This window comes from Clostridium thermarum, assembly GCF_006351925.1.
GTDB lineage: Bacteria > Bacillota > Clostridia > Clostridiales > Clostridiaceae > Clostridium_AU > Clostridium_AU thermarum.
Genome location: NZ_CP040924.1, coordinates 1,968,903 through 1,992,974 on the forward strand (window position 1 = coordinate 1,968,903; position 24,072 = coordinate 1,992,974).

Consider the following 24,072-nt stretch of genomic DNA (forward strand, 5'->3'; position numbering starts at 1 on the left):
TATAATAGTTTCTCCTATTTTATTATATCAAATCCAAATAGAGCAAAAGAGCGAAGTTACATTGAACTTCGCTCTACATTGATGCTCTTCGGTTTTGCAGTATATTTAAAAGCTATCCAAAAGCCTATTCCTATTAGTATTCCCCCACCAATTATATTGCCTATGGTAACGGGAATCATATTATTAAAGATAACATCCTGCAAATTTATGTGATCTAACTTTTCTTGGGTTATATGCAAGCTATTTGCGTAGTCTACATTATTTTTTGCTAAAAATCCTATGGAGAAATAATACATATTGGCTACTGAGTGTTCAAATCCTCCAACGATAAAGGCCATTATTGGAAACCAAATTGCAAAAACTTTCCCGATTATATCTTTTGCTGCTAAAGATAACCAAACTGCTAAGCAAACTAGGAAGTTACAAAGTATTCCACTAAACAGTGCCTTCATCGGGCTTATACTGGCTTTAGTAATTGCAACCTTTAAAGCGTACCCTCCTATTTTGTAAGAGTTACCATCCAATGCCCCTGCATTATACAATAACAGTGCTACTAATAAGGCGCCAATAAAATTGGAGAGATAGATGATTGTCCAATTTTTCAAAAGCATCTTTAACTTTATTTTACCTTCGGTGAATGGAACTGTCAGTAAGATGTTTCCTGTAAAAAGATCAGCTCCAGCTATTAATACCATTATCAAACCAACTGGAAATACCGCACCTGAAACTAGTTTTGATAGACCGTAATTGTCTATACTGTGGGAGGAAACCGCAGCAGCAAAACCGCCCAAAGCAATAAAGGCTCCTGCCAATATACCTAATATCATAGATTTTAGAATTGGATAATTAGCCTTATGCTCGTATACATCTATTATTTCATCACAGATTTCTGCAGGTTTCAGCATTCTTTTTTCCATAGTCCTATCCCCTTTTTTAAATAGTAGATACATTAGTTAAAATGTTTTATCTGTTATATTGATAAATTATTACTGTGTTACACACATAAAAAAATATCACATATAAACTTGAATGTCAATGATATGTAGATAAACCAAAATTGTTTGAATATTTAAACTTTATGTTAAAGTATTAACAAACCTCTGTATTTATTATATAATTAAACTGTATCAATAATAATTTTATAACCAAAGTTAAAATAATAAAATCAATTAAACAAATAAAATAAATTGCGGAGGTAACTACATGTTTAAACAATGGGAAGGATTTAATCTTGGTAATTGGACTGAATCAATTGACGTAAGAAATTTTATTCAGAAGAACTATACCCTATATGAAGGAGATAAGAGCTTTTTAGTTTCTCCTACTGAAAAAACCAAGAAAGTTTGGGACAAAGCTTCTGCCTTAATCGTAGAAGAAATCAAAAAAGGTATAATTGATGTTGCTACAGACAGAGTATCAGGAATTGATAATTACGAAGCTGGCTACTTAGATAAAGAAAATGAAGTAATTTTGGGATTCCAAACAGATGCACCATTAAAGAGAATCGTAAACCCTTTTGGTGGCTGGAGAATGGTAGAACAGTCTCTTGAAGCCTATGGATACGAAATAGATAAGGATATAGCTGAATATTTCCCCAAATATAGAAAGACACACAATCAAGGGGTATTCGATGCATATAGTGAGGAAACCAGAGCAGCTAGAAGTGTCGGACTGTTAACAGGACTTCCTGATGCTTATGGAAGAGGTAGAATCATAGGTGACTATAGAAGAATTGCACTTTACGGTATTGATTTTCTTATAGAGCAAAAGAAGAAGGATTTAAAAGAATTAAAAGGTGATTTTCTTGATGAGCTTATAAGAAAAAGAGAAGAAGTAAGTGAGCAAATAAGATCATTACAGGCTATGAAATCCATGGCGGCTAAATATGGCTTTGATATATCTCAGCCCGCAGCAAATGCAAAAGAAGCTGTTCAATTCCTTTACTTTGGATATTTGGCTGCAGTTAAAGAAAATAATGGTGCTGCAATGTCCTTAGGTAGAACGAGCACCTTCATTGATATCTATATTGAAAGAGATTTGAAGAATGGTCTTATCACTGAAGCAGAAGCACAAGAGATCATTGATCAGTTCGTAATTAAATTAAGAATGGTTAGACATTTAAGAACACCTGAATATAACGAACTATTCGCTGGTGATCCAACTTGGGTTACTGAATCCATCGGTGGTGTTTCTATTAACGGAAAACCATTGGTAACAAAAAGCTCATTTAGATTTCTTCATACACTAGTAAATTTAGGACCTGCTCCGGAACCAAATATGACAGTTTTATGGTCAGAAAAGCTTCCAGTAAACTTTAAGAAGTTCTGTGCTGAAATGTCTATATTGACAGATTCTATTCAATATGAAAATGATGACATAATGAGACCTATATATGGAGATGACTATGCTATCGCCTGCTGTGTATCAGCAATGCAGGTAGGAAAGCAAATGCAGTTCTTTGGTGCAAGATGTAATCTTGGTAAGGCTCTGCTGTACTCAATAAATGGCGGAGTTGATGAAAAGAAAGGCAAGTTAGTATTGACAGGAATTGATAAGATAGAGGACGAAATTCTTGACTACGAAAAAGTAAAGGCTAATTTCTTCAAGGTTCTTGAAAAAGTTGCCGCACTTTATGTTAATACCATGAACGTTATTCATTACATGCATGACAAATATGCTTATGAGGCAGGAATGATGGCACTGCATGATACTGAAGTGGGCAGACTTATGGCCTTTGGTGTTGCTGGCTTATCTGTTGCAGCAGACTCTTTAAGTGCAATCAAATATGCTAAAGTTAAACCAATAAGAGAAAACGGAATAACTGTTGACTTTGAAATTGAAGGAGATTTCCCTAAGTACGGTAATGATGATGATAGAGTTGACGATATAGCTGTAGAAATTGTAAAGAAATTCTCAACCGAGCTTAAAAAGCATCCGACATATAGAAATGCTAAGCATACACTATCTGTATTGACTATAACTTCTAATGTAGTTTATGGTAAGAAGACTGGAGCTACTCCTGATGGAAGAGCTGCCGGAGTTGCCTTTGCACCCGGAGCTAATCCAATGCACGGAAGAGACTTAGAAGGTGCTCTTGCATCACTTAACTCCGTAGCTAAGGTTCCATATGCACCATATTGTGAAGATGGAGTTTCTAATACCTTCTCAATATTACCTGAAGCACTAGGAAAGACCGAAGAGGAAAGAATAGATAACTTAGTTTCAACTTTGGATGGATACTTTGGTCAAGGTGCTCACCACCTTAATGTTAATGTTCTTCAGAGAGAGACACTGATGGATGCCATGGAACATCCAGAAAAATATCCAACATTAACTATCAGAGTATCAGGCTATGCTGTAAACTTTAATAGACTTTCCAGAGAACAACAGCTTGAAGTTATCAGCAGAACCTTCCACGAAACCATGTAATTTAATAGACAAATTTTTCATAGGAAGCTTGCCTTTGGTGTGCTTCCTATCTTTTAATTTCTTAAGGTTCATTGTATAATTATATAAACAAACATTAGATAAAGGAGGTGTACCCAATGATAGGTAAGATTCACTCCATTGAAAGCATGGGATTGGTAGACGGTCCGGGAATAAGGACTGTAGTTTTTTTTCAAGGTTGCAAGCTACGCTGTGCATATTGTCATAATCCGGATACATGGGCAACCTTTGGAGGAAAAGAGACTGATTCAGAAGAGTTAATGAAGAAAATATTAAGATATAAGCCCTATTTTACCAGATCCGGAGGCGGTGTTACATTTTCCGGTGGAGATCCATTAATGCAGCCTGATTTTCTAATTGAAATGCTTAAATTGTGTAAAGAAAATGGAATTCATACGGTTATTGATACTGCCGGATATGGGATAGGTAAATATGAGGAAATTCTCAAATATACGGATTTAATATTATTTGACATAAAACATGTAACCTCTGAGGGATATAAAGAACTTACCGGGCAGGATGACAAAGGGGCATATAAATTTTTGAAAGTGGCACAAAGAATGCAGATTCCTCTTTGGATTAGACATGTTGTAGTTCCGGGAGTAACAGATGGCTATGAACATATTAAGAAGCTTGCAGACATAATAAATAGTATAAAGTATGTCGAAAAAATCGAACTACTTCCCTACCATACCCTAGGAGTTAACAAGTATGAAACCATGGGAATCAAATATAGATTAAGCAATGTGGAACCTATGTCTAAAACTGCTGTCAAAGAGATTGAACAGTTATTGTTAAGCTTTTTAGATGATAAATATAAAGGGAAATTAAAGATAACAGAGTAAAAAAAGATTCCTTCATTGGAATCTTTTTTTTTATTTGAGGGAGAATATAAATGAAATCTATTAAAAAGGAGGCATAGAATATGAAAGTAAAAGAAGGATTAATTCCAGCTGCCTTGGGAACTATTGTAACTACTGCTGGCGCTATTGCTGATTATAAGGCTATGAAGATGAAGCACAGCAAAAAAAATGATATGCTCAAAATGGCCGCAGCTGGTGTTGTTGGTTTTGGCTTAGCCCATGTTGTGCTGGGTACCATAGATTTAATTGAACATTCCAGATAATTACTTATTAATAATGAAAAAACTGTTATATAAATATAACAGTTTTTTCTATCTCATCAATGCAAATTCAGCACTGCTCATTGCACTATAAGTAGGCAAGGCAGTACTTTTTCTTTTATAAGCCTTTTTGGTTGTGTTACCTACAGAGCTCAACTCCATAGAAATCACTTCTAAATCTGCCTTTTCAAGTTTAATGGTATTTTTACAATAGAATCCCTGTATTAAATCCAGCACCGTACTGTAGGATGGACTTGTAATATATAGTATTATGTCATCCTTAAACAGTATTTTTCCATTAAGTACCTCATAGTTCTTACAAAACAGCGGAGAGTAAAACAGCTTATCTCTTTTATTTTTTTCTTCAATAAAATTGACATACCTTTTTCTGTTAAACCTTATTAATTCATGACAGAGATTGTTGAGTCTTGCACGGTAATTAGCCTTTATAAAAGCCTTATTTTTAGGTTTTAGTATAATTTTTAATCTAAACATATTGCCCCCCAGTGAATAAATTAACATGTAATATTATAACATTGAGAGCATATAATTCCAAATAATATCATAATCTAAATTATTATTAAATTCCTCAAAAATCGATTGTCTAAATTTAAGCATTCAATTTTTTAACCTTTTGGCTTAAAGATTAGAGAGGCTATAAAGGCAAAAATTATTGCAGCAGATATGCCAGAGCTTGTAATCTCAAAAATTCCGGTTAATACTCCAATAATGCCATTTTTCTCAGCCTCTGTCATTGCGCCTTTTAAAAGTGAATTACCAAAACTACTGATTGGTACTGTTGCGCCAGCTCCGGCTAATTTGATAAGTGGATCGTATAAGCCTAATCCACCCAACACTGCACCCAAGACAACTAATGTACAAGTTGTGTGAGCAGGCGTTAACCTAAATACATCCATTAAAATTTGACCTAAAACGCAAATTCCTCCACCTATTAAAAAAGCCCAAAAAAGTTTTATCATTTTATCACCTCTTCTACATTTCAATTGCCACTGCATTAGCTATGCAGGGGATTGTTTCCTTTTGCTGATAAGATAAAGGCGACAATAAGGCACCCGTTGCAACTACCAATATCTTTTTAAGCTCCCCTTTCTTCATTCTATTTAAAAAATGACCAAAGGTAACAGTAGCAGAACATCCACAACCACTTCCACCAGAAAATACTTGTTGTTCTGGCTTATATATCAGTAAGCCACAGTCTACATATTTATCTAATGGAAGATTAAAATTATGTTTTTTAAATAGATCCCTCGCTATAGTGTAACCGACCTCACCTAAATCACCTGTGGCAATAAGGTCATAATAATCAAGGGGCCTTTGCGTTTCATTAAAATGAGTTTCTATTGTATCAACCGCTGCCGGAGCCATTGCCCCACCCATATTAAATGGATCACTTAGACCCATATCAATTACCTTCCCTATTGTTGCAGCCGTTACTTTTGGGCCCTTTCCCCTATTGCTTACAATGCCTACCCCAGCACCAGTTACGGTCCATTGCGCAGTAGGAGGTTTTTGACCTCCGTATTCTGTAGGATATCTGAATTGTTTTTCAGCAGCAGCATTGTGGCTGGAAGCTCCGCAAATTATGTAATCAGCTAAATTGCTGTTTGCTAAAGCAGAACCTATGGCAAGGGATTCCATTGAACTAGAACATGCTCCGAATATGCCCATAAAAGGTATTGCTAGACTTCTGGCAGTAAAGGATGAACTAATTATTTGATTAAGCAAGTCACCGCTTATGAAAAAATTTATATCCGTATTTTTTAGTCCAGCCTTTTTTATAGCTATTTCACAAGCTTCCTTCAGGAGCCTCTGCTCTGCTTGTTCAAAGCTTTTTTGCTCAAGCCATATATCATCGAAAAAGAGGTCAAAATCTTCGGCAAGATTACCTGCGGCTTCAAAGGGTCCACCTACGACTCCGGAAGAAATTATCTTTGGTTCATTTTCAAACATCCAAGTTTGCCTTCCTTGTAGCATTTCTATCCCCCCTAATTTTTATTATGATTAAAACTTTTTATAATTTATATTAGTGAACGATAATAAGTTTCTTCTATAATAGTATTTCTCAATTGTGTTACACTTATGTCTTTTTTTATTTTTTAGCACAAAATATCAAAACATTTTTCTTTGTTTGGTCCAGTTTACTAAATGCTAATTTGGATATATAAAGGCTTATTAGATGAATAAGTAATCCAAAGGAAAAAATAATCAGTCCTTGTTTACTTCGTTATTTATGATGATCTTTCTCCTTCCGTATATACCCGTTAATATGAATATAAAGACAATGAGAATCTGTTTAATGGCAATTTTCATAATTACTAAAACCCCTTATAATCTAAATATAATAGACTATCAACCAAACAGCATTTTAATAATATATGAAATAGAAAGAAAGATTTACAAAATACTAAAAAGTTAAGAAAATTTAAAAGATAATAATTATCAAATGGTATTGATTTTTAATTAGAAATGTAATATTATAACAATATAAAATTAATTTATTGAGGTGATTTAAATGAAATACGAACTACCAGTATTGAAATATGAATACAAGGATTTAGAACCATTTATTGATGAAAATACAATGACTATACATCACACAAAGCATCATGCTACCTATATAAATAATCTAAATGCAGCATTAGAGAAGTATCCAGAGCTAGCTGAAAAGAGTCTGGAGGATTTATTAAGGGGCTTGAGAGACCTTCCTGAAGAAATTAAAACTGCCGTGAGAAATAATGGCGGAGGTAACTACAACCATTCTTTATTTTGGTCTATTATGACACCTAATGGAGAAGGTGCACCTGAAGGAAAGCTTAACGATGACATAGTAAAAACTTTTGGAAGTTTTGAAGCTTTTAAAGAGGAGTTTACAAAAGCTGCAACTACTAGATTTGGAAGCGGATGGGCTTGGCTAGTTGTTGATGATAATGGAAATTTAAAGGTTACTTCCACAGCTAATCAGGACAACCCAATTATGGATAATCTAACCCCTATTCTTGGGTTAGATGTTTGGGAACATGCATATTACTTAAAATATCAAAATAGAAGACCTGAATATATATCTGCATGGTGGAACATAGTTTCCTGGAAGGAAGTTAGCAGACTATATAACGAAGCCCTTACTAAATAATTATAATTTAAGAAATCCAGCCAAAGGCTGGATTTTTTTCCTTAATTACTCACTACTCATTAATAATTACTCATTGAATAAAGCATTGCGTACTTTTTTAATAGACTTCTAACACTACATAGTCATCACTTACATCTTCTGCATATTCGATAGCTTCTTCCTTGGTCAATCCGTTCTTCAAGATGTTATTTTCAGTAGTACTTAATTCTACAATACTCTCAACAATCGTAACCGCATCTTCCCCATCACCTAACATGTCTTTTATTTGATAAAAAGAATTTTGGCTTACCTTTTTAACTGCACATGAATCCTCATCCTCTGCTAGCACTGCAACGTATTCTTTTGGCATTCTATCATCTCCTATTGTTTTTATAAAATATTAATCCTCATCTGTATATATTATGTACTAAGTGTATCATAATTATTTTAGAAAGCTTTGTTTATTATCTATTGGGTTTAGCTTTTAATATCTAGCTTTTTTATTCTAAGAAAAGTTAAATATGAATGGAAGATATCAAGATAAATATTAAATTTGCTATTGCTTAAATTTTACATTATGATATATAATTCATTTGTTAAGGACTGTTAATAATTTTTCTATCCATATAATAGTAATTGAAAGGACAGTAAAAATGTTTAAGCAGCTGATAAAGTTTATGTTTGTTGGGGTTTTAAATACCCTAATAACGGTAAGTTCCTATAGTATTCTTATTTATATTGGAATTCACTATTTTATTGCCAATACCGCTGGATATATACTTGGAACCTTAAATAGTTATTTTTTTAATAAAAGTTGGGTATTTCAATCCAAAGATAGTGCTAGAGATTTATTCTATAAATTTATTATTGTGAATATAATTACCCTATCCATTAGTAATATATTGTTATTTATTTTCGTGGACAAGTTGCATTATGAAAAATATCTTGTTCAAATCATTGTAATTCCAATTACAATGCTGTTCAATTTTACATTGAACAAAGTTTGGACATTTAAAGGGAGGAATATTAAGTGAAGAATTTTTTGTTATCCATAGTAGTTCCCATGTATTATGAAGAAGAGGTTGCAGAGGAATGCTATAAAAGACTTACGAATGTTATGAAAGCAAAAGAATTTGAGTATGAACTGTTATTTGTAAATGACGGTAGTAAGGACAAAACATATGAAATTCTAAGGGAGATAGCTAAAAATGATATTCGAGCCAAGGTTATAAATTTCTCAAGAAACTTTGGCCATCAAGCAGCGGTTACTGCCGGTATAGAAGCTTCAAAAGGTGATGCGGTTGTAATTATAGATGCAGACCTACAGGACCCTCCTGAACTAATAGGTGATATGGTTAAATTATGGGAGAATGGCTATGAAGTGGTCTATGCAAAACGTATGAAACGCAAAGGCGAAACCTGGTTTAAATTAGTTACAGCTAAATACTTTTATAAATTTCTTGACGCAATGTCGGATGTAAAGATACCCCAAAATACCGGCGACTTTCGTTTAATTGATAGAAAGGTTGCAAATGTATTTCTAGCTATGCCTGAAAAAAACAGGTTCATCAGAGGGATGATATCCTGGGTAGGTTTTAACCAAATTGCCATTGAATATATTAGAGAAGAACGGTTTGCCGGTAAAACTAAGTACCCGCTTAAAAAGATGATTAAGTTTGCAAAAGATGGCATCATTGGATTTTCTACTAAGCCGTTAAAACTTATAACTACTTTAGGATTAATTTCAGTATTATTATCCTTTATACTTTTTGTTTACACCATCATAAGCAAGTTATTACAGACAGACATAGAACGTGGCTGGGCTTCAATAATGGTCGCTATAGCTTTCTTCAGCGGGGTTCAATTACTTTCCTTAGGGATTGTTGGTGAATATATAGCAAGAATTTATGATGAAACCAAAGGTAGACCCCTGTACATAGTAAAAGAAAAGTTAAATTTTGATGAAAGTACAGAGCATATTATATAAGATAAGAATAAATTAATTCATAAGTGATTTTTTGCATAAATATACATTTTTCTTCATAGGATGCTTGTATTATTCTTCAGATGTAGTATAATGTTTTTAACACAATTTTCAAGTGAGTAATTATATTAATATAGATTAAGTGAGGTGCATTAATTATGGAAAAGTTGAAAGTGGGAATTCTTGGCGGTACAGGTTTTGTTGGACAAAGGTTTATAACTTTGCTTGATAACCATCCCTACTTTGAGATTACTGTAATTGCAGCAAGTCCAAAATCTGCAAATCGAACTTATGAGGATGCTGTAAGCAATAGGTGGAAGTTAAATGTCCCTATGCCGGAATCAGTAAAAAAAATAATTGTTAAGAATGTATATGATATCGATGAGATAAAAAAAGAAGTGGATTTTGTTTTCTGCGCTGTAGATATGGCAAAAGATGAAATAAAAAAACTTGAGGAAACCTATGCAAAAGCGGAAATTCCTGTTGTTTCTAATAATTCAGCTCATAGAATGACACCTGACGTTCCAATGATAATACCGGAAATTAATAATGATCATTTGAGAATTATTGAAGCACAAAAGCGTCGCCTTGGTACAAAGAAAGGATTTATAGCTGTAAAACCTAATTGTTCCATTCAAAGCTATGTACCTGCTTTGAATGCTCTTAAGGAATTCGGACCAAAGGAAGTTGTTGTATGCACTTATCAAGCTATATCCGGTGCAGGTAAAACCTTTGGGGATTGGCCGGAAATGGTGGATAATGTAATACCCTTCATAAGTGGTGAAGAAGAAAAGAGTGAGCAGGAACCATTAAAAGTATGGGGACATATCGAAGATGATAAGATTGCCTTGAATACTATGCCTAAAATAACAACTCAGTGCATAAGGGTACCGGTTTCTGATGGTCATATGGCAGCAGTCTTCGTTAAATTCCAAAGTAAGCCAACAAAGGAACAGATTCTTAAGCTGTGGGAGGAATACAGTGGACGTCCACAAGAACTAAATCTTCCTAGTGCTCCTAAGCAATTTTTAAATTATTTTGAAGAAGATAACAGACCTCAGACAAAACTTGATAGAGACTTAGAAAACGGAATGGCTGTTTCTATAGGTAGATTGAGAGAAGATACGGTTTATGATTATAAATTTGTTTGCTTATCTCATAATACCCTTAGGGGAGCTGCCGGCGGAGCAGTACTAACTGCAGAATTACTCTATGCAGAAGGATATTTGACTAAGAATATATAGATAAGTGTAGACAGTCAGATTTAATCTGGCTGTCTTATTTTTCAAAAGTGATTTGAGTTACATTTGTATTAAATTTCTCATCAGGAAATTTATTTACACCTTCTTTTTAAAGATTCAAACTCCTGGTTAGTTGGACGATCCTTATTTAAGGCGATCCCTCTTGCGATGGAGTCTAAGGCATCTTTCTTCCGGCCCGCTTTAATCTTTTCCCATTTTAGTTCCCAGTAATATTTCTTTTTTGCCATCTCTGTTGATATCTATAAATTCTAACCTATCTATACTCTCCCCATCCCCTTTTAGTTTAAAACTTCTACTGTCATCGTCATCCTATTGTATGACTAATAAAAAGACTGCGTTTTCAATATTTTTAACCTTATAAGGAACAAAGATTTCTTTAGATCCAATTCCATCTATTTGTTACAATTGGTACTCTCTTCCATTATATAATAACTTTTCTGCATCCAATGGTAAGTGTTTTGCAATCAGTTTCTCCTCTTTCAGTAAAGGAGTTTGTATAACTACAGGATATTTGTAAAAGACACTGTAGGCTGAAAGCACGCATAAAAAAGCAGTTTTAACTATTGCTGAACGCATGGCTATAGCTCACTCCTTTTTTGAGTTTAAATTACTATCTACCATTAAATTAACTCATAGATGAAAAAATATGCCAATAATTCATGGAAACCAATTGATAAAAACATTTACATAGAATAAAATGGTAGTATTGGAATCAATCTCAAGAGGTGGTATAATGCTTTATTCTGCAAAAGAATTGCTGGAAACCCTTGATACCTTTCCCAGTAATATTATAGCTGACTTAGGACGTTACCTATTATTAGGTACCACATCATCGGAAGACAAGGTCCTGTGTCATTTATATTTTGATAAAGAATCCGTACCTATCTTATTTGTTTGTAACCTAAAGCAGCAACAGCAAAAGGACATTAAGAGGATGTTTGTATACGGCTTCTTTGGTAATTATGCTTCAAGCAATGATTATTTTGAAATGGAACTTTCCATCAAGTTCAATTGCACAGGTTGGCCTATTGAAATTGTTAAAATTAATTCTGGGAGAGAAAAAAGACATGGCAGAGGCACGCTAGGCTTACGCTTTCTTGAAGATTACCTTATTCCAAGCATAAATTCCATAATAATAAATTTAACTCCTGGTAGCAGCATTGCCTATATTTACGGTATAAGTGCGGATTTAACCGACGACACAAATGCATTGGCCAGAGCAAAATTTTATTGTAGAAATGGATTTACTTTGAGGAATGGTCAATTTTATAAATATTTTATTTAATTTTACTGCTTCTCAATTTTCTTATATTGTGAAATAATCTACCGGCCTAATTTTACTAGATGTTATAAAATCATTATGTTAAAATATTGAGTTAGAACATGCTTATTATGAATTTGGAGGTTTTTGATGAATACAATACTGTTTGATCTGGATGGTACGCTGCTGCCAATGGATATGAAGCTATTTGAGAAAATATACTTTAGTGAACTGTGTTCATTTTTTAAGGATATACTACCACCTGAAAAATTGACTGAATATGTTTGGAAGTCTACTGCTGCCATGGTGAAGAATACAGAATTGAAAACAAATGAAGAAGTATTCTTTGAGGATTTTACAAAAAATGTAGGAGAAAATATTGAGAGTTTTCTAGAAAGATTTAATTCCTTCTATGATACAAATTTTCAGAAGGTTAAGGAATCCGTTAAGGATGTACCTGCTATAAGGGAAAGTGTAAGAATATTAAAAAGCAAGGGATATGATATGGTTATAGCTACAAATCCCCTGTTCCCAAGAAAGGCCATATATCATCGAATCAGGTGGGCAGGCTTTGAGCCTGAGGAATTTATATATGTATCCTCTTTTGAACAGAACCATTACTGTAAGCCTCAAGTATATTATTACAGAGAAGTTCTGGAACAAATTGATAAAAAACCGGAAGAATGTCTGATGGTTGGAAATGATGTCCAAGAGGATCTCATAGCCTCAAAGCTAGGAATCAAGACTTATCTCATCACTAATAACCTGCTACACAGATGTGATGAGGAAATACAGAGTGATTTTATGGGAGATTATGACGATTTTTTAAATTTTGTTAAAGAATTACCTAATATCAAGTGATGTAAATATTTACACAACATTGCATAATTATGCGAAAATTGATATTATAAATATATCTTGATGATATGGGGGTTATTATTATGGAATCAATTATTACTGCTAAATTTGGGGGAAGTTCACTAGCAGAAGCTGGTCAATTTGAAAAAGTAAAAAATATTATTGAGTCGGATCCTAATCGTAGGTATGTAGTACCTTCCGCCCCGGGAAAAAGGTTCTCATCCGATTATAAGATAACTGATTTACTTTATCTTTGCCATGCTCACGTTCAACAAGGTATACCTTTTAACGATGTATTTGACATTATTGCTGCCAGATATAAAGAAATCGTAGCATGCTTAATTTTAAAGCATAAGGAGTTAAAGGAATTAGATATTGATTCTATATTGAATGTGATTAAAAAAGATATAGGTTCAGGTGCTTCCGCAGACTATACTGCCAGCAGAGGAGAATATGTAAATGGTATTATTCTTGCAAAGCTCTTGGGTTATGAGTTTGTTGATGCTTCTGAAATCATCTTCTTTAACAAGCATGGCGTCTTTGACACAGTAAAAACTCAGGCTGCAGTAAAAGAAAAATTATTGTGTAAGGAACGGGCCGTTATTCCTGGATTTTATGGGGCTATGCCAGATGGAAGTATAAAAACTTTTTCTAGAGGTGGATCTGATGTTACCGGTGCAATCATTGCACGTTGTACCTCCTCTACCCTATATGAAAACTGGACAGACGTATCTGGCTTTATGATGGCAGATCCTAGGATTGTAAGCAACCCTAAGCCAATAGATACTATTACATACCGTGAGCTTAGAGAATTGTCCTATATGGGAGCTACTGTATTGCACGAAGAATCTGTATTTCCTGTAAGAGAAGCTGGAATACCGATTAATATAAAAAATACAAATAAGCCTGAAGATAAGGGAACCTTAATTTTTGATGATACTAACTGCAGTGAGAAACCTTCTACAATAACTGGAATCGCTGGTAAAAAGGATTTTACAGTTATTGCTATAGAAAAACATTTAATGAATATAGAGCGCGGCTTTTGCAGAAAATTACTTGCTATTTTGGAGCAAAATGAAATACATTTTGAGTGTATGCCATCGGGTATTGACAGTGTATCTCTAGTAGTGGAAGATAAATCTATTGCTAGTAAATTAGATGATGTAATTGAAGAAATCAAGAGACAGTGCAAACCGGATGCCATTGAGGTTTATCCCAATATGGCATTAATTGCTACTGTGGGAAGAGGAATGTCCAGATCTAAAGGTATAGCCGCTACAATATTTACTTCTCTTGCAAAGGAACAGATAAATATCCGTATGATAAATCAAGGTTCTTCAGAAATTAACATAATAGTTGGAATAGAAACTGACGATTTTGAAAAGGCTATAAGAGCTATCTATTCTGCTTTTGTAAATTAAAACCACCAGACGAAAAAATGCTCTTTACAGTGAAAAATTATATGCTATAATGTAGTTAAACAAAAAAATAATCAACACTATGATGAGAAGAGTAAGTTTTAAGACATTAACAGAGATAGAATACACCAGCTGAAAGTATTCTTTAATGTGTTATTACTGAAGACCACCTCTGAGTGACTCTAATAAAGTCCGGTAATTCCGTTATAATTTTTAAGTGGTTTAAAACTGTAGTGCTTCAAATATATGTATAGCAATACATTGCTTTTAAACAATTTGGGTGGAACCGCGGGAATTATACTCTCGTCCCTTTTCTTTTGAAAAGTGACGGGAGTTTTTTTAATTGTTAAAATTCAACAATAAAGAAGAAAGGAATGATATTATGAAAATAGTTTTAAAGGATGGCAGCGTAAAAGAATACAGCGAAGCTAAATCTGTATATGAAATTGCAAAAGATATAAGCGAAGGTCTTGCAAGAGTAGCTTGTGCAGGCTTAGTAAATGGCGAGGCAGTTGATTTAAGATATGTAGTTGATAAGGATTGCGAGCTGAGTATATTAACTTTCGAAGATGAAGGCGGTAAGAAGGCTTTCAGACATACTACTGCTCATATCCTAGCCCAAGCAGTTAAAAGACTCTTCCCTGAAACTAAGTTGGCTATAGGTCCAGCTATAGATGATGGTTTCTATTATGATTTTGATAAAGAAGGCTCCTTCTCTGCTGAAGAAATTGCTAAGTTAGAAGAAGAAATGAAAAAGATTGTGAAAGAAGAACTTCCAATAGAGAGATTTGAATTACCTAGAGAAGAAGCTCTTGCCCTTATGAGAGAAGCAAAGGAAGATTATAAGGTAGAGTTAATCAATGATCTTCCTGAGGATGCAGTTCTCTCCTTCTACAAGCAAGGTGAATTTGTAGATCTATGTGCCGGTCCTCATCTTATGAATACTAAGACTGTAAAGGCCTTTAAGCTCACTTTAGTTGCAGGAGCCTACTGGAGAGGTAACGAAAAAAATAAAATGCTTACAAGAATCTACGGAACTGCCTTTACTAAGAAATCAGACTTGGATGCACATATAGAAAAAATAGAAGAAGCAAAGAAGAGAGACCATAACAAGCTTGGTAGAGAACTTGAGCTATTCACTACTGTAGATGTAATTGGTCAAGGTCTTCCCCTGTTAATGCCTAAGGGAGCAAAGGTTATTCAACTTCTACAGAGATTTGTTGAAGATGAGGAAGAAAAGAGAGGCTATCTCTTAACAAAGACTCCTTTTATGGCAAAGAGCGACCTTTATAAGATTTCCGGACACTGGGATCATTACAGAGACGGTATGTTTATATTAGGCGATGAGGCTAGAGACGAGGATGTATTAGCCCTAAGACCTATGACTTGTCCTTTCCAGTTTATGATATATAATAGTTCACAAAAGAGCTACAGAGATCTGCCATTAAGATATGCTGAAACTTCCACCCTTTTCAGAAATGAATCTTCCGGAGAAATGCATGGACTTATAAGAGTAAGACAGTTTACCATCTCTGAAGGTCATTTAATTGTTACTCCAGATCAGCTTGAAGAGGAATTTAAAGGAGTTGTTGATCTAATTAACTTTATGATGACTACTCTAGGTATTGAAAATGACATCAGCTATAGGTTCTCTAAGTGGGATCCAGAAAACAAAGAAAAGTATATAGATAATCCAGAGGCTTGGGAAGCTACACAGATAAAGATGAAGAAGATATTAGATAATCTTGGCATAGACTATAAGGAAGCTGTTGGCGAAGCTGCCTTCTACGGTCCAAAACTTGATATTCAATTTAAGAATGTTCACGGAAAAGAAGATACAATAATTACAGTTCAAATAGACTTTGCATTGGCAGACAGATTTAATATGACTTATGTGGATAAGGATGGAGAGAAAAAGAGACCTATCATCATTCACAGAACTTCTATAGGCTGTTATGAGAGAACTCTTGCTATGCTTATAGAAAAATATGCTGGTGCCTTCCCTACTTGGTTAGCACCAGTACAGGTAAAGATACTGCCAATATCAGAAAAGTATCATGACTATACTGATAAAGTTAAAAAGCTCCTTCAAAGCCGTGGCGTGAGAGTAGAAGCAGACTACAGAGCTGAGAAGATAGGCTATAAGATCAGAGAAGCTAGGATGGAAAGAGTTCCCTATCTTCTAGTTGTAGGAGAAAAAGAAGAACAAAACAACGAAATAGCTGTAAGAAGCAGAAAGAATGGCGATGAAGGTCCTGTGGCACTAGATGCTTTTGTTGAAAGAATAGTAAAAGAAATAGAAACTAAAGAAAAATAAATAGTAGAAAGCTAGTCTGATATTTCAGGCTAGCTTTTTTCTGCTTTCATTAATTTAACATTATATTTCATTATAAGTTAGAAAACAATAATAGTGAAGTATAAGTATAGGGAGATGATAGTTATGAAGATACGTAGGCATAATTTAGTACATAAAATAATTGTTATTCTATTTATCTTAAATACTAGTTTTGTAACAGGTTGTGAGAGTTCAACAAATGAAATAAACAACACTGAAATAAATCCTGTTAAGACTAATTATTTAAGCTACTCAGATACGGTTCATCAAAATAACCAACTAATACCTGATATAGTAGAAAAGATAAGCCCGGCAGTGGTAGGTGTAGCCACTAGGAGTATTGTTGGTGATGGTATGCAGGATGGTTTGAAAATTGAAGAAGGCATAGGATCAGGCTTTATTATCAATGAAGAAGGTTATGTACTGACTAATTATCATGTTATTTCCGGAGCGGATACAGTAAAGGTCATATTCAGTAATAACACTGAAGCTAATGCAGGAATAGTTAATTACGATGAAAGCCAAGACTTGGCAGTAATTAAAATAACTGATAATGTGGAGATTACGGCGGTAGCACCGCTTGGTGATTCTGATGCCCTGAGTGTGGGTGAAACGGTAATTGCAATTGGTAATCCTTTAGGTAAGGAATTTATAGGTACTGTAACCTCCGGTATTGTAAGTGCAGTGAACAGAGGTATTATGATAGACAACAGAAAGCTCTCCTTTATTCAGACGGATGCAGCTATAAATCCCGGAAACAGCGGTGGTCCACTTATAAATACACAGGGCGAGGTAATTGGTATTAATACAGCAAAAATAGGTGCTTCTGGTATAGAGGGCATAGGTTTTTCTATCCCCATCAATATAGTGAAAGGACGACTTACTGCCCTTTCTACCCCTCTCCCCTACCTGGGCATGATGGCTATGAAGGTAACGGAAGAAATGAGAAGGTATGAAGCAATACCAACCGGAGTTTTTGTTAACGGCGTAGAAAAAGATGGCTGCAGCTGTGTGGCAGGCTTAAGATGCGGTGATGTAATAGTAGAATTTGACGGACAAAAGGTTACAGATGTAAAAGAAATTGAAGCCATAAAGGCAAAACATAAAAAGGGAGACAAAATTCAAGTGGTGTTTTATAGAAATGGTTATAGACAGGTAAGGACCATGACTTTAACCCAATAAGTCTTAGATTAATATTTAATAAGCAGTAGTAAGTTAGTGCATGGAAGTGTTATATATTATTGTTGCCATATAGGAATTATTATAATGAGGACAGTCATAGCCATCCCATAATAGGAATGGCTATTTTTATAGCTCTACAGATGGTCTTCAGATACACTGTCAAACCAACATGTAATATCACTGATAATTGTTTTGATACAGTCATCTTCAAAAGGAGACTTTAGGTCTACAAGTTTTACTAAGTCAGCAAAGGATTGGCTTCCGCCAGACTTACAGAGTTTGATATACTTACTCCAGGCACTGTCTCTGTTGTCATTTGCTGATTTCCAAAATTGTAGGGCACATATCTGAGCAAGCGCATAATCGATATAGTAAAATGGATATATATAAATATGTCTTTGCTGCTGCCAATAGCCTCCTTCTTCCAGAAAACAATTATCCTCATAATCTCTATGAGGTAAATATTTCATTTCTAAGCTGCGCCATAAGCTCTTTCTTTCTGCAGGTGACATATTGGGGTTTTCGTAGATCATATGCTGGAACTCATCTACACAGGCCATATAACATAGGTTATTTATGTTTCCGCTTAAGTGCTCAAACTTGTATCTATTTCCGCCCTCTCCAAAGAACTTTTCCACCCATGGCCATATAAAGTATTCCATACTCATTGAATGAATCTCACAGGCCTCCAATGTGGGAGAAATATATTCTAAGACTTCACTTTCACGGCTTAAGTATGCTTGGAAAGCATGGCCTGACTCATGAGCTAATACTTTAACATCCCCGGCATTTCCATTGAAGTTAGTAAATATAAAGGGGGCCTTATATTTATAAAAATAAGTACAGTAACCGCCAACTCTTTTATTCTTTCTACCTTCCAGATCCATTAAATTAGAGTCTTTCATCATAGCGAAAAATTCTCCGGTCTCAGCTGACAGGTCTTTAAATACATCTAATGCAGTATCCTCGATGAAAGCTTGATTGCCCATCGGCTTTGGATTTCCCTGAGAAAATACTATGGCCTCATCATAATATTTCAGTGACTCCAACTGAAGCCTGTTTTTTTGTCTTTCCCGCAGTTTTATAGAAAGAGGAACAATATACTGTGTAATCTGGTCCCTAAATTTTTTTACATCATCTGCATTATAGGAACTTCTGAGCATTCTGGCATAGCCTAGTTCTACATAATTTTTATAGCCTAATTTATGAGCAATGTTAGTTCTAACTTTAACCAGAGAGTCATAGAGTTCGTCAAGCTTCTCAGCGTTGTCTATGAAGAAACGAAATTTTGCTTCACTGGCACTTTTTCTAGTAGCTCTGTCTTGGCTTGAAGTAAATTTTCCAATACCGGAAAGACTGTACTCTTCGTTATTGTATACAATTTTAGCGGATGCCATTAGTTTAGAATATTCATTGGCTAATTTGTTTTCTTCCTTTAAATCTTCTATGATCTCTGGAGAGAAAGTCTTTATAGTTAAGTTAGCAATTTGTATTAACTGATTTCCCCACTCATTTTCAATTTCTTTTATGAAAGGGCTGGATATCAATAACTTATAGTATTCTGATACCAGTTCTTCGTAAAGAGGCATAATATTATTTATATATTCTACTTCTTCACTATAGAAGCTGTCTGCTGTATTCATATTGTATCTTGTCTTTGCGATATCACAATTTGTTAGGAAATCTTCTCTTAATTTGTTGATCTCCAAGATATATTTTCTACATTCAGAAAAGTTCTTTGAATTTTTTAAGGCTGATAGCTTTTCTTTCATTGAATGTTGAAACTCTGGTATATTGACTCTGGTGTATTTAAATTCATTAAAATTCATAAATTCTTACCTCTTATTAAAGCTTTTTAATACCTTTTTCTATTATCCCGCCTCCAAGGCATACTTCTCCTTGATAAAATACCACTGCTTGACCTGGTGCAATGCCTCTTTGAGGCACATCAAAGGTAACAAGACAGGTGTTATCTTCTCTGAGCTGTACTTTTACTCCTTGGTCAGGCTGTCTGTACCTAAACTTTGCGGTACAGGTGAATGTTTCAGGGAGCTTCTTTTTACTGATCCAATTTAAGCTTGAAGCCTCTAATGCCTCGGTAAAGGCTATTGGGTTATTTTCTCCCTGGGCCACATACAATATGTTATTCTTCACATCCTTATCCACCACAAACCAAGGTTCTCCGGTACCTCTTCCACCAATACCAAGACCTTTTCTTTGTCCGATGGTATAGTGCATTAAGCCCTCATGTTTACCAATGATTTCACCCTCTACTGTTTTCATTAGTCCTGATTTAGCAGGAAGATAATTATTTAAGAACTTTCTAAAGTTTCTTTCGCCTATAAAACAAACTCCGGTGCTATCTTTTTTATCTGCTGTTTTTAGCTTGTGTTTTGCAGCAATAGCTCGAACTTCACTTTTATTGAGATGACCGATTGGGAATAGGGTCTTGGAAAGTGCTTCTTGAGAAAGCATGCAAAGAAAGTAAGTTTGATCCTTATTGCTATCCAAACCCCTAAGCAATCGGTATTCACCATCATGAAAATCTACTCTTGCATAATGTCCTGTAGCCATATGTGAAGCTCCTACCTTCATGGAATACTCTAAGAAGGCCTTAAACTTTATCTCTTTATTGCACATTACATCAGGATTTGGAGTTCTTCCTTTCTTATATTCCTCTAAAAAATAGGTAAATACCCTATCCCAATACTCCTTTACGAAATTTACTGAATAATATCTGATGCCAATTTGATCGCACACTCTTCTCATATCATCGTAATCTTCTACTACAGTACAGAGCCCTTCATCATCCTTCTCATCCCAATTCTTCATAAAAACTCCGATGACATCGTAGCCCTGTTCCTTTAAAAGTAGTGCTGCAACTGAGGAATCAACTCCACCTGACATACCTACTATTATTCTTTTATTGTTATTCTCCATTTTATCATCAGCCTTTCTAATAATCTCCTGTGGCTATTATTTTATAGCAAAGTTTTGTTTTAAACACAATTTGAAAAACAATCGTATACTATATATTAACATAAATTTTAACGGAGGTTAATATGTATAACAAGCCTGAAATACAATATAGAATTCAGGCAACTTACGAAATTATTGTAAATACCAAAAATTTCACTCTAACTTTACTGAAGGGCGGAAAGACTTTTAAGACTTATCCCATAGCCATCGGAAAGCCCTCAACACCAACCCCTAAAGGAACCTTTAGAATAATTAATAAGGCCTATAATCCCGGTGGACCTTTTGGAGCTAGATGGTTAGGGTTAAGCATTAAAGGGTATGGAATTCATGGTACCAATAATCCTTCATCAATCGGTAAAGCAGTATCAAATGGCTGTATCCGCACCTACAATAAAAACATCATAGAATTATACAACACCGTCCCCATTGGAACTATTGTTAAGATTGAATGATTATTTACTATCTAGTTCTTCCAGCACAAGCTTATCGAAGTTGATAAAATCTATAAAGTTATTTTGATCAAATATAACCTTGCCTCTTTTATTGTATTCCTCAAGATTGTTTGGAAGCCAGTAGGGTTTTTCTATATCAAGTTCTCTGCATATGGTTACAATACAGGCTTTCAGGTTATCTTGATAGCTGCCCTCTATATCAGAGGTCACCACAGTATCTTTTATTATTCTATTGTCTTTAAGTATTTTACCCCATATTCTTAACATGATTTACTCCCTTTCATAAATACCTTAATTATAATAATAATCATTTATGTTGTAAACTTAATCTAAATAAATATTATCACATTATCGCCTATTTATCATATTCTATATTGAAATACTTATTTGGGAGCGTAGAGATGTTATATTACAACTATCCTTATGATGACAACTTAAGATTCGAAGAACCGGAAGAAATCGATGGGATAAAAGACCTAAATGAACTATATGCCCTAGAGACTGATGAGTTACCACCACAATGCCCATACCGACAGATTTTGCCGCCCATTTTCCCCTTTAATGTGCTTGGCGGCGGTAATGCCCCAACTACTCCACCACCAAACTTTACTCCGAGTAAATCAGCTCTTCAGGCTCAAGGTCCCGGCGGACCATCTGTACTGGCTGTAGACCCAGGAGCAATAAGACCCTGTACTTTTAGATTTGTATATATTTGGCCTCGAAGAGGCGCAGGTTTCTGGGCATATCTCACCTTTGTTGGCAGAAGATCTGCAGCAGGCTTTAGATGGAATGGCAGAAGATGGAGTTACTTTGGTATAGACCTTAGAAACATTGAAAGTTTTCAATGCTTCTAAAACAATAAGTGCAGTATAACTCACTTAGTTATACTGCACTATATAACTATGCTTCATTGAGAAGCCAAATATAATAATTTAAAACTGCTGCATAAACTAACCAAATTATATAGGGAACCATAAGTATAGACGCAAGCTTACTGTGCTTGAGGAAACTTATAGTTGTCAGAATGACTAGCAATAATAAAATCACTAAAACTATAAAGGCAATGCCGAATAAATTAAGCTTAAAAAATATAAAGGGCCATATGAAATTTACAATAAGTTGTAATATGTAAAGAACTAAAGCCTTACCTACATGTTTTCCCTCTTTCCTCTTTATCCATATAATATAGGCTGCAATGGCCATCAATAAGTATAGAAGGGGCCAAACTATACCAAATAGCCAAGACGGTGGTGCAAAAGTTGGTTTATGTAGCACCTTATAGTATAGGCCTTGCCCCCTATTAAAAGCACTTGAAATATACCCCAATCCTTCTGCAATAATAATGCTTATTATCAGTGCTCCCCAATCCGTAACATTAAAGAGCTTTTTTTTATTCAAACTACCATCTCCTAATATATTTTTTACTATAATATATGTATAATCATTTTTTATTATTTATATCTTATATACTGCATAAAAAATAATTAATTAACAAAAAGTTATAAAAATATATATTTTATGCAAACAAGTAGCATATTTATGCTATAATGTTATATAAGAATTTATGGAAAGCGGTGATGTTAATGGAAAAATCAACAAATATCGATTGGGGCAAGTTGGGTTTTAGCTACATAAAAACAGATTTCCGCTATGTCTCCACCTGGAAGGATGGAAAATGGGATGAAGGAAGGCTTGTTGAGGATAATATGTTAACCATTAGTGAGGCATCTACAGCACTGCACTATGGACAACAATGCTTTGAGGGATTAAAAGCCTATAGGACAAAAGATGGAAAAATTCAGCTGTTTAGGCCAGATGCCAATGCTGAAAGAATGAATGCTACATGTAGAAGACTCTTAATGCCGGAATTTCCTGTTGAAAGATTCATTGATGCAGTTATGCAGGTGGTTAAAGCAAATGAAGCTTATGTACCTCCTTATGGTTCAGGAGCTACATTATATATTAGACCTTTCTTAATCGGCGTTGGGCATAATTTAGGAGTTAAACCGGCACCGGAATTTTTGTTCTGTGTGTTCTGTGTCCCTGTTGGGCCCTACTTTAAAGGAGGTCTTACTCCCGTCAATTTTATAGTAACTGACTATGACAGGGCTGCTCCAAAGGGAACAGGCGGGGTTAAAGTTGGCGGTAACTATGCAGCAAGCTTGCTGCCCCATGAAGAGGCTGTAAAAAAGGGATTTGCAGACTGTATATACCTTGACCCTGCAACCCATAAAAAGATTGAAGAGGTTGGAGCTGCTAACTTCTTTGGAATTACAAAAGATAATAAATTTGTAACCCCAATTTCAACATCAATTCTGCCAAGTATAACCAAATATTCCTTAATGCATATTGCCAAAGAATATATGAATTTGGAAGTAGAAGAAAGGGACGTATATATAGATAACTTGGATGAGTTCAAAGAAGCTGGTGCCTGTGGAACAGCAGCAGTTATTACCCCCATAGGCGGTATACAGTACAAAGATAAATTTCATGTTTTCTACAGTGAAAAAGAAGTTGGACCTGTTACTACGGAGCTTTATAATACTTTAACAGGTATCCAGTTTGGAGAAGTACCTGCACCAGAAGGATGGATTTATGAGATAAAATAAGAGTATTTTACAATAGCGTAAGGGAAATGACC

Annotated in this window: 26 protein-coding genes and 1 other annotated feature; of the genes, 15 read left to right on the forward strand and 11 right to left on the reverse strand. The window is 34.7% G+C overall.

Annotated elements, in window-relative coordinates; genetic code table 11:
- Window positions 1-56: 56 nt before the first annotated feature.
- The gene (locus tag FHY60_RS09000; protein ID WP_139904658.1) at window positions 57-917 is read right to left on the reverse strand and encodes a formate/nitrite transporter family protein; all 861 of its coding nucleotides are present in this window, start codon (window positions 915-917) and stop codon (window positions 57-59) included.
- A 286-nt stretch (window positions 918-1,203) separates the two neighbouring features.
- On the opposite strand from FHY60_RS09000, the gene pflB reads away from it, so the two are divergent.
- The 3 genes from pflB to FHY60_RS09015 all read left to right on the forward strand — a co-directional run bounded on the left by pflB (window position 1,204) and on the right by FHY60_RS09015 (window position 4,573).
- Window positions 1,204-3,429, forward strand: coding sequence for a formate C-acetyltransferase (pflB, locus tag FHY60_RS09005; RefSeq protein ID WP_139904659.1), 2,226 nt, complete (start codon window positions 1,204-1,206; stop codon window positions 3,427-3,429).
- 116 nt (window positions 3,430-3,545) lie between these two features.
- Window positions 3,546-4,292 (forward strand): pyruvate formate-lyase-activating protein, encoded by a 747-nt coding sequence (pflA, locus tag FHY60_RS09010; protein WP_139904660.1) that lies wholly within the window; start codon window positions 3,546-3,548, stop codon window positions 4,290-4,292.
- A gap of 80 nt (window positions 4,293-4,372) precedes the next feature.
- Window positions 4,373-4,573: an asparagine synthase gene (locus FHY60_RS09015; protein ID WP_139904661.1), complete on the forward strand. Its 201-nt coding sequence runs from the start codon at window positions 4,373-4,375 to the stop codon at window positions 4,571-4,573.
- A 48-nt stretch (window positions 4,574-4,621) separates the two neighbouring features.
- Here FHY60_RS09015 and FHY60_RS09020 read toward each other — a convergent pair whose 3' ends face one another.
- The 3 genes from FHY60_RS09020 to spoVAD all read right to left on the reverse strand — a co-directional run bounded on the left by FHY60_RS09020 (window position 4,622) and on the right by spoVAD (window position 6,565).
- Window positions 4,622-5,065, reverse strand: a complete 444-nt coding sequence (locus FHY60_RS09020; protein WP_139904662.1) for a hypothetical protein — start codon at window positions 5,063-5,065, stop codon at window positions 4,622-4,624.
- A gap of 131 nt (window positions 5,066-5,196) precedes the next feature.
- Window positions 5,197-5,550 carry a stage V sporulation protein AE gene (spoVAE, locus tag FHY60_RS09025; protein WP_139904663.1) on the reverse strand — a complete coding sequence of 118 codons (354 nt, stop codon included), beginning with the start codon at window positions 5,548-5,550 and terminating at the stop codon, window positions 5,197-5,199.
- A gap of 13 nt (window positions 5,551-5,563) precedes the next feature.
- Window positions 5,564-6,565, reverse strand: coding sequence for a stage V sporulation protein AD (gene spoVAD / locus FHY60_RS09030; protein WP_139904664.1), 1,002 nt, complete (start codon window positions 6,563-6,565; stop codon window positions 5,564-5,566).
- 538 nt (window positions 6,566-7,103) lie between these two features.
- On the opposite strand from spoVAD, the gene FHY60_RS09035 reads away from it, so the two are divergent.
- Window positions 7,104-7,721, forward strand: a complete 618-nt coding sequence (locus FHY60_RS09035; protein WP_139904665.1) for a superoxide dismutase — start codon at window positions 7,104-7,106, stop codon at window positions 7,719-7,721.
- 97 nt (window positions 7,722-7,818) lie between these two features.
- On the opposite strand, the gene FHY60_RS09040 is transcribed toward FHY60_RS09035, so the two are convergent.
- Complete coding sequence (locus FHY60_RS09040; RefSeq protein ID WP_139904666.1) at window positions 7,819-8,070, reverse strand: hypothetical protein; 252 nt, start codon at window positions 8,068-8,070, stop codon at window positions 7,819-7,821.
- Window positions 8,071-8,377: 307 nt separating this feature from the next.
- Between FHY60_RS09040 and FHY60_RS18700 the strand changes: the two genes are divergently transcribed.
- The 3 genes from FHY60_RS18700 to asd all read left to right on the forward strand — a co-directional run bounded on the left by FHY60_RS18700 (window position 8,378) and on the right by asd (window position 10,928).
- Window positions 8,378-8,734, forward strand: coding sequence for a GtrA family protein (locus FHY60_RS18700; protein ID WP_423243588.1), 357 nt, complete (start codon window positions 8,378-8,380; stop codon window positions 8,732-8,734).
- Window positions 8,731-9,687, forward strand: a complete 957-nt coding sequence (locus tag FHY60_RS09050) for a glycosyltransferase family 2 protein (protein ID WP_139904668.1) — start codon at window positions 8,731-8,733, stop codon at window positions 9,685-9,687. Before FHY60_RS18700 ends, FHY60_RS09050 begins: the two co-directional genes overlap by 4 nt.
- Before the next feature lie 155 nt (window positions 9,688-9,842).
- The gene (asd, locus tag FHY60_RS09055; protein WP_139904669.1) at window positions 9,843-10,928 is read left to right on the forward strand and encodes an aspartate-semialdehyde dehydrogenase; all 1,086 of its coding nucleotides are present in this window, start codon (window positions 9,843-9,845) and stop codon (window positions 10,926-10,928) included.
- 89 nt (window positions 10,929-11,017) lie between these two features.
- On the opposite strand, the gene FHY60_RS17875 is transcribed toward asd, so the two are convergent.
- The gene (locus tag FHY60_RS17875) at window positions 11,018-11,173 is read right to left on the reverse strand and encodes a hypothetical protein (RefSeq protein WP_180375381.1); all 156 of its coding nucleotides are present in this window, start codon (window positions 11,171-11,173) and stop codon (window positions 11,018-11,020) included.
- Between the two features lie 172 nt (window positions 11,174-11,345).
- Entirely contained in the window at window positions 11,346-11,522 is a 177-nt protein-coding gene (locus tag FHY60_RS17880) for a hypothetical protein (protein WP_163215906.1), read from the reverse strand.
- A 157-nt stretch (window positions 11,523-11,679) separates the two neighbouring features.
- On the opposite strand from FHY60_RS17880, the gene FHY60_RS09060 reads away from it, so the two are divergent.
- The 5 genes from FHY60_RS09060 (at window position 11,680) to FHY60_RS09080 (ending at window position 18,000) form a co-directional block, all read left to right on the forward strand.
- Window positions 11,680-12,231: a hypothetical protein gene (locus tag FHY60_RS09060; RefSeq protein ID WP_139904670.1), complete on the forward strand. Its 552-nt coding sequence runs from the start codon at window positions 11,680-11,682 to the stop codon at window positions 12,229-12,231.
- A 126-nt stretch (window positions 12,232-12,357) separates the two neighbouring features.
- A complete protein-coding gene (locus tag FHY60_RS09065; RefSeq protein WP_139904671.1) occupies window positions 12,358-13,068 on the forward strand; it encodes an HAD family hydrolase in 711 nt (236 codons plus the stop codon).
- A gap of 80 nt (window positions 13,069-13,148) precedes the next feature.
- Complete coding sequence (locus FHY60_RS09070) at window positions 13,149-14,486, forward strand: aspartate kinase (protein WP_139904672.1); 1,338 nt, start codon at window positions 13,149-13,151, stop codon at window positions 14,484-14,486.
- A 70-nt stretch (window positions 14,487-14,556) separates the two neighbouring features.
- Window positions 14,557-14,797 (forward strand) — a binding site (T-box leader).
- Window positions 14,798-14,862: 65 nt separating this feature from the next.
- A complete protein-coding gene (gene thrS / locus FHY60_RS09075; protein WP_139906351.1) occupies window positions 14,863-16,800 on the forward strand; it encodes a threonine--tRNA ligase in 1,938 nt (645 codons plus the stop codon).
- A gap of 123 nt (window positions 16,801-16,923) precedes the next feature.
- Window positions 16,924-18,000 carry a S1C family serine protease gene (locus FHY60_RS09080; RefSeq protein WP_163215908.1) on the forward strand — a complete coding sequence of 359 codons (1,077 nt, stop codon included), beginning with the start codon at window positions 16,924-16,926 and terminating at the stop codon, window positions 17,998-18,000.
- A 134-nt stretch (window positions 18,001-18,134) separates the two neighbouring features.
- Here the strand turns inward: FHY60_RS09080 and FHY60_RS09085 are convergent, their stop codons facing one another.
- Together FHY60_RS09085 and mnmA are read right to left on the reverse strand one after the other, a co-directional pair.
- Window positions 18,135-19,829 (reverse strand): M3 family oligoendopeptidase, encoded by a 1,695-nt coding sequence (locus tag FHY60_RS09085; protein ID WP_139904674.1) that lies wholly within the window; start codon window positions 19,827-19,829, stop codon window positions 18,135-18,137.
- 16 nt (window positions 19,830-19,845) lie between these two features.
- Window positions 19,846-20,940, reverse strand: coding sequence for a tRNA 2-thiouridine(34) synthase MnmA (gene mnmA / locus FHY60_RS09090; RefSeq protein WP_139904675.1), 1,095 nt, complete (start codon window positions 20,938-20,940; stop codon window positions 19,846-19,848).
- Window positions 20,941-21,062: 122 nt separating this feature from the next.
- Here mnmA and FHY60_RS09095 point away from each other — a divergent pair, with 122 nt between their 5' ends.
- Window positions 21,063-21,431, forward strand: coding sequence for a L,D-transpeptidase (locus tag FHY60_RS09095; RefSeq protein WP_139904676.1), 369 nt, complete (start codon window positions 21,063-21,065; stop codon window positions 21,429-21,431).
- Here FHY60_RS09095 and FHY60_RS09100 read toward each other — a convergent pair whose 3' ends face one another.
- Window positions 21,432-21,698: a hypothetical protein gene (locus FHY60_RS09100; protein WP_180375382.1), complete on the reverse strand. Its 267-nt coding sequence runs from the start codon at window positions 21,696-21,698 to the stop codon at window positions 21,432-21,434.
- A gap of 134 nt (window positions 21,699-21,832) precedes the next feature.
- Here FHY60_RS09100 and FHY60_RS18310 point away from each other — a divergent pair, with 134 nt between their 5' ends.
- A complete protein-coding gene (locus FHY60_RS18310) occupies window positions 21,833-22,285 on the forward strand; it encodes a hypothetical protein (protein WP_243122122.1) in 453 nt (150 codons plus the stop codon).
- 46 nt (window positions 22,286-22,331) lie between these two features.
- On the opposite strand, the gene FHY60_RS09110 is transcribed toward FHY60_RS18310, so the two are convergent.
- Window positions 22,332-22,829, reverse strand: coding sequence for a TspO/MBR family protein (locus tag FHY60_RS09110; RefSeq protein ID WP_139904678.1), 498 nt, complete (start codon window positions 22,827-22,829; stop codon window positions 22,332-22,334).
- A 185-nt stretch (window positions 22,830-23,014) separates the two neighbouring features.
- Here FHY60_RS09110 and FHY60_RS09115 point away from each other — a divergent pair, with 185 nt between their 5' ends.
- Window positions 23,015-24,040, forward strand: coding sequence for a branched-chain amino acid aminotransferase (locus FHY60_RS09115; RefSeq protein ID WP_139904679.1), 1,026 nt, complete (start codon window positions 23,015-23,017; stop codon window positions 24,038-24,040).
- Window positions 24,041-24,072 lie beyond the last annotated feature (32 nt).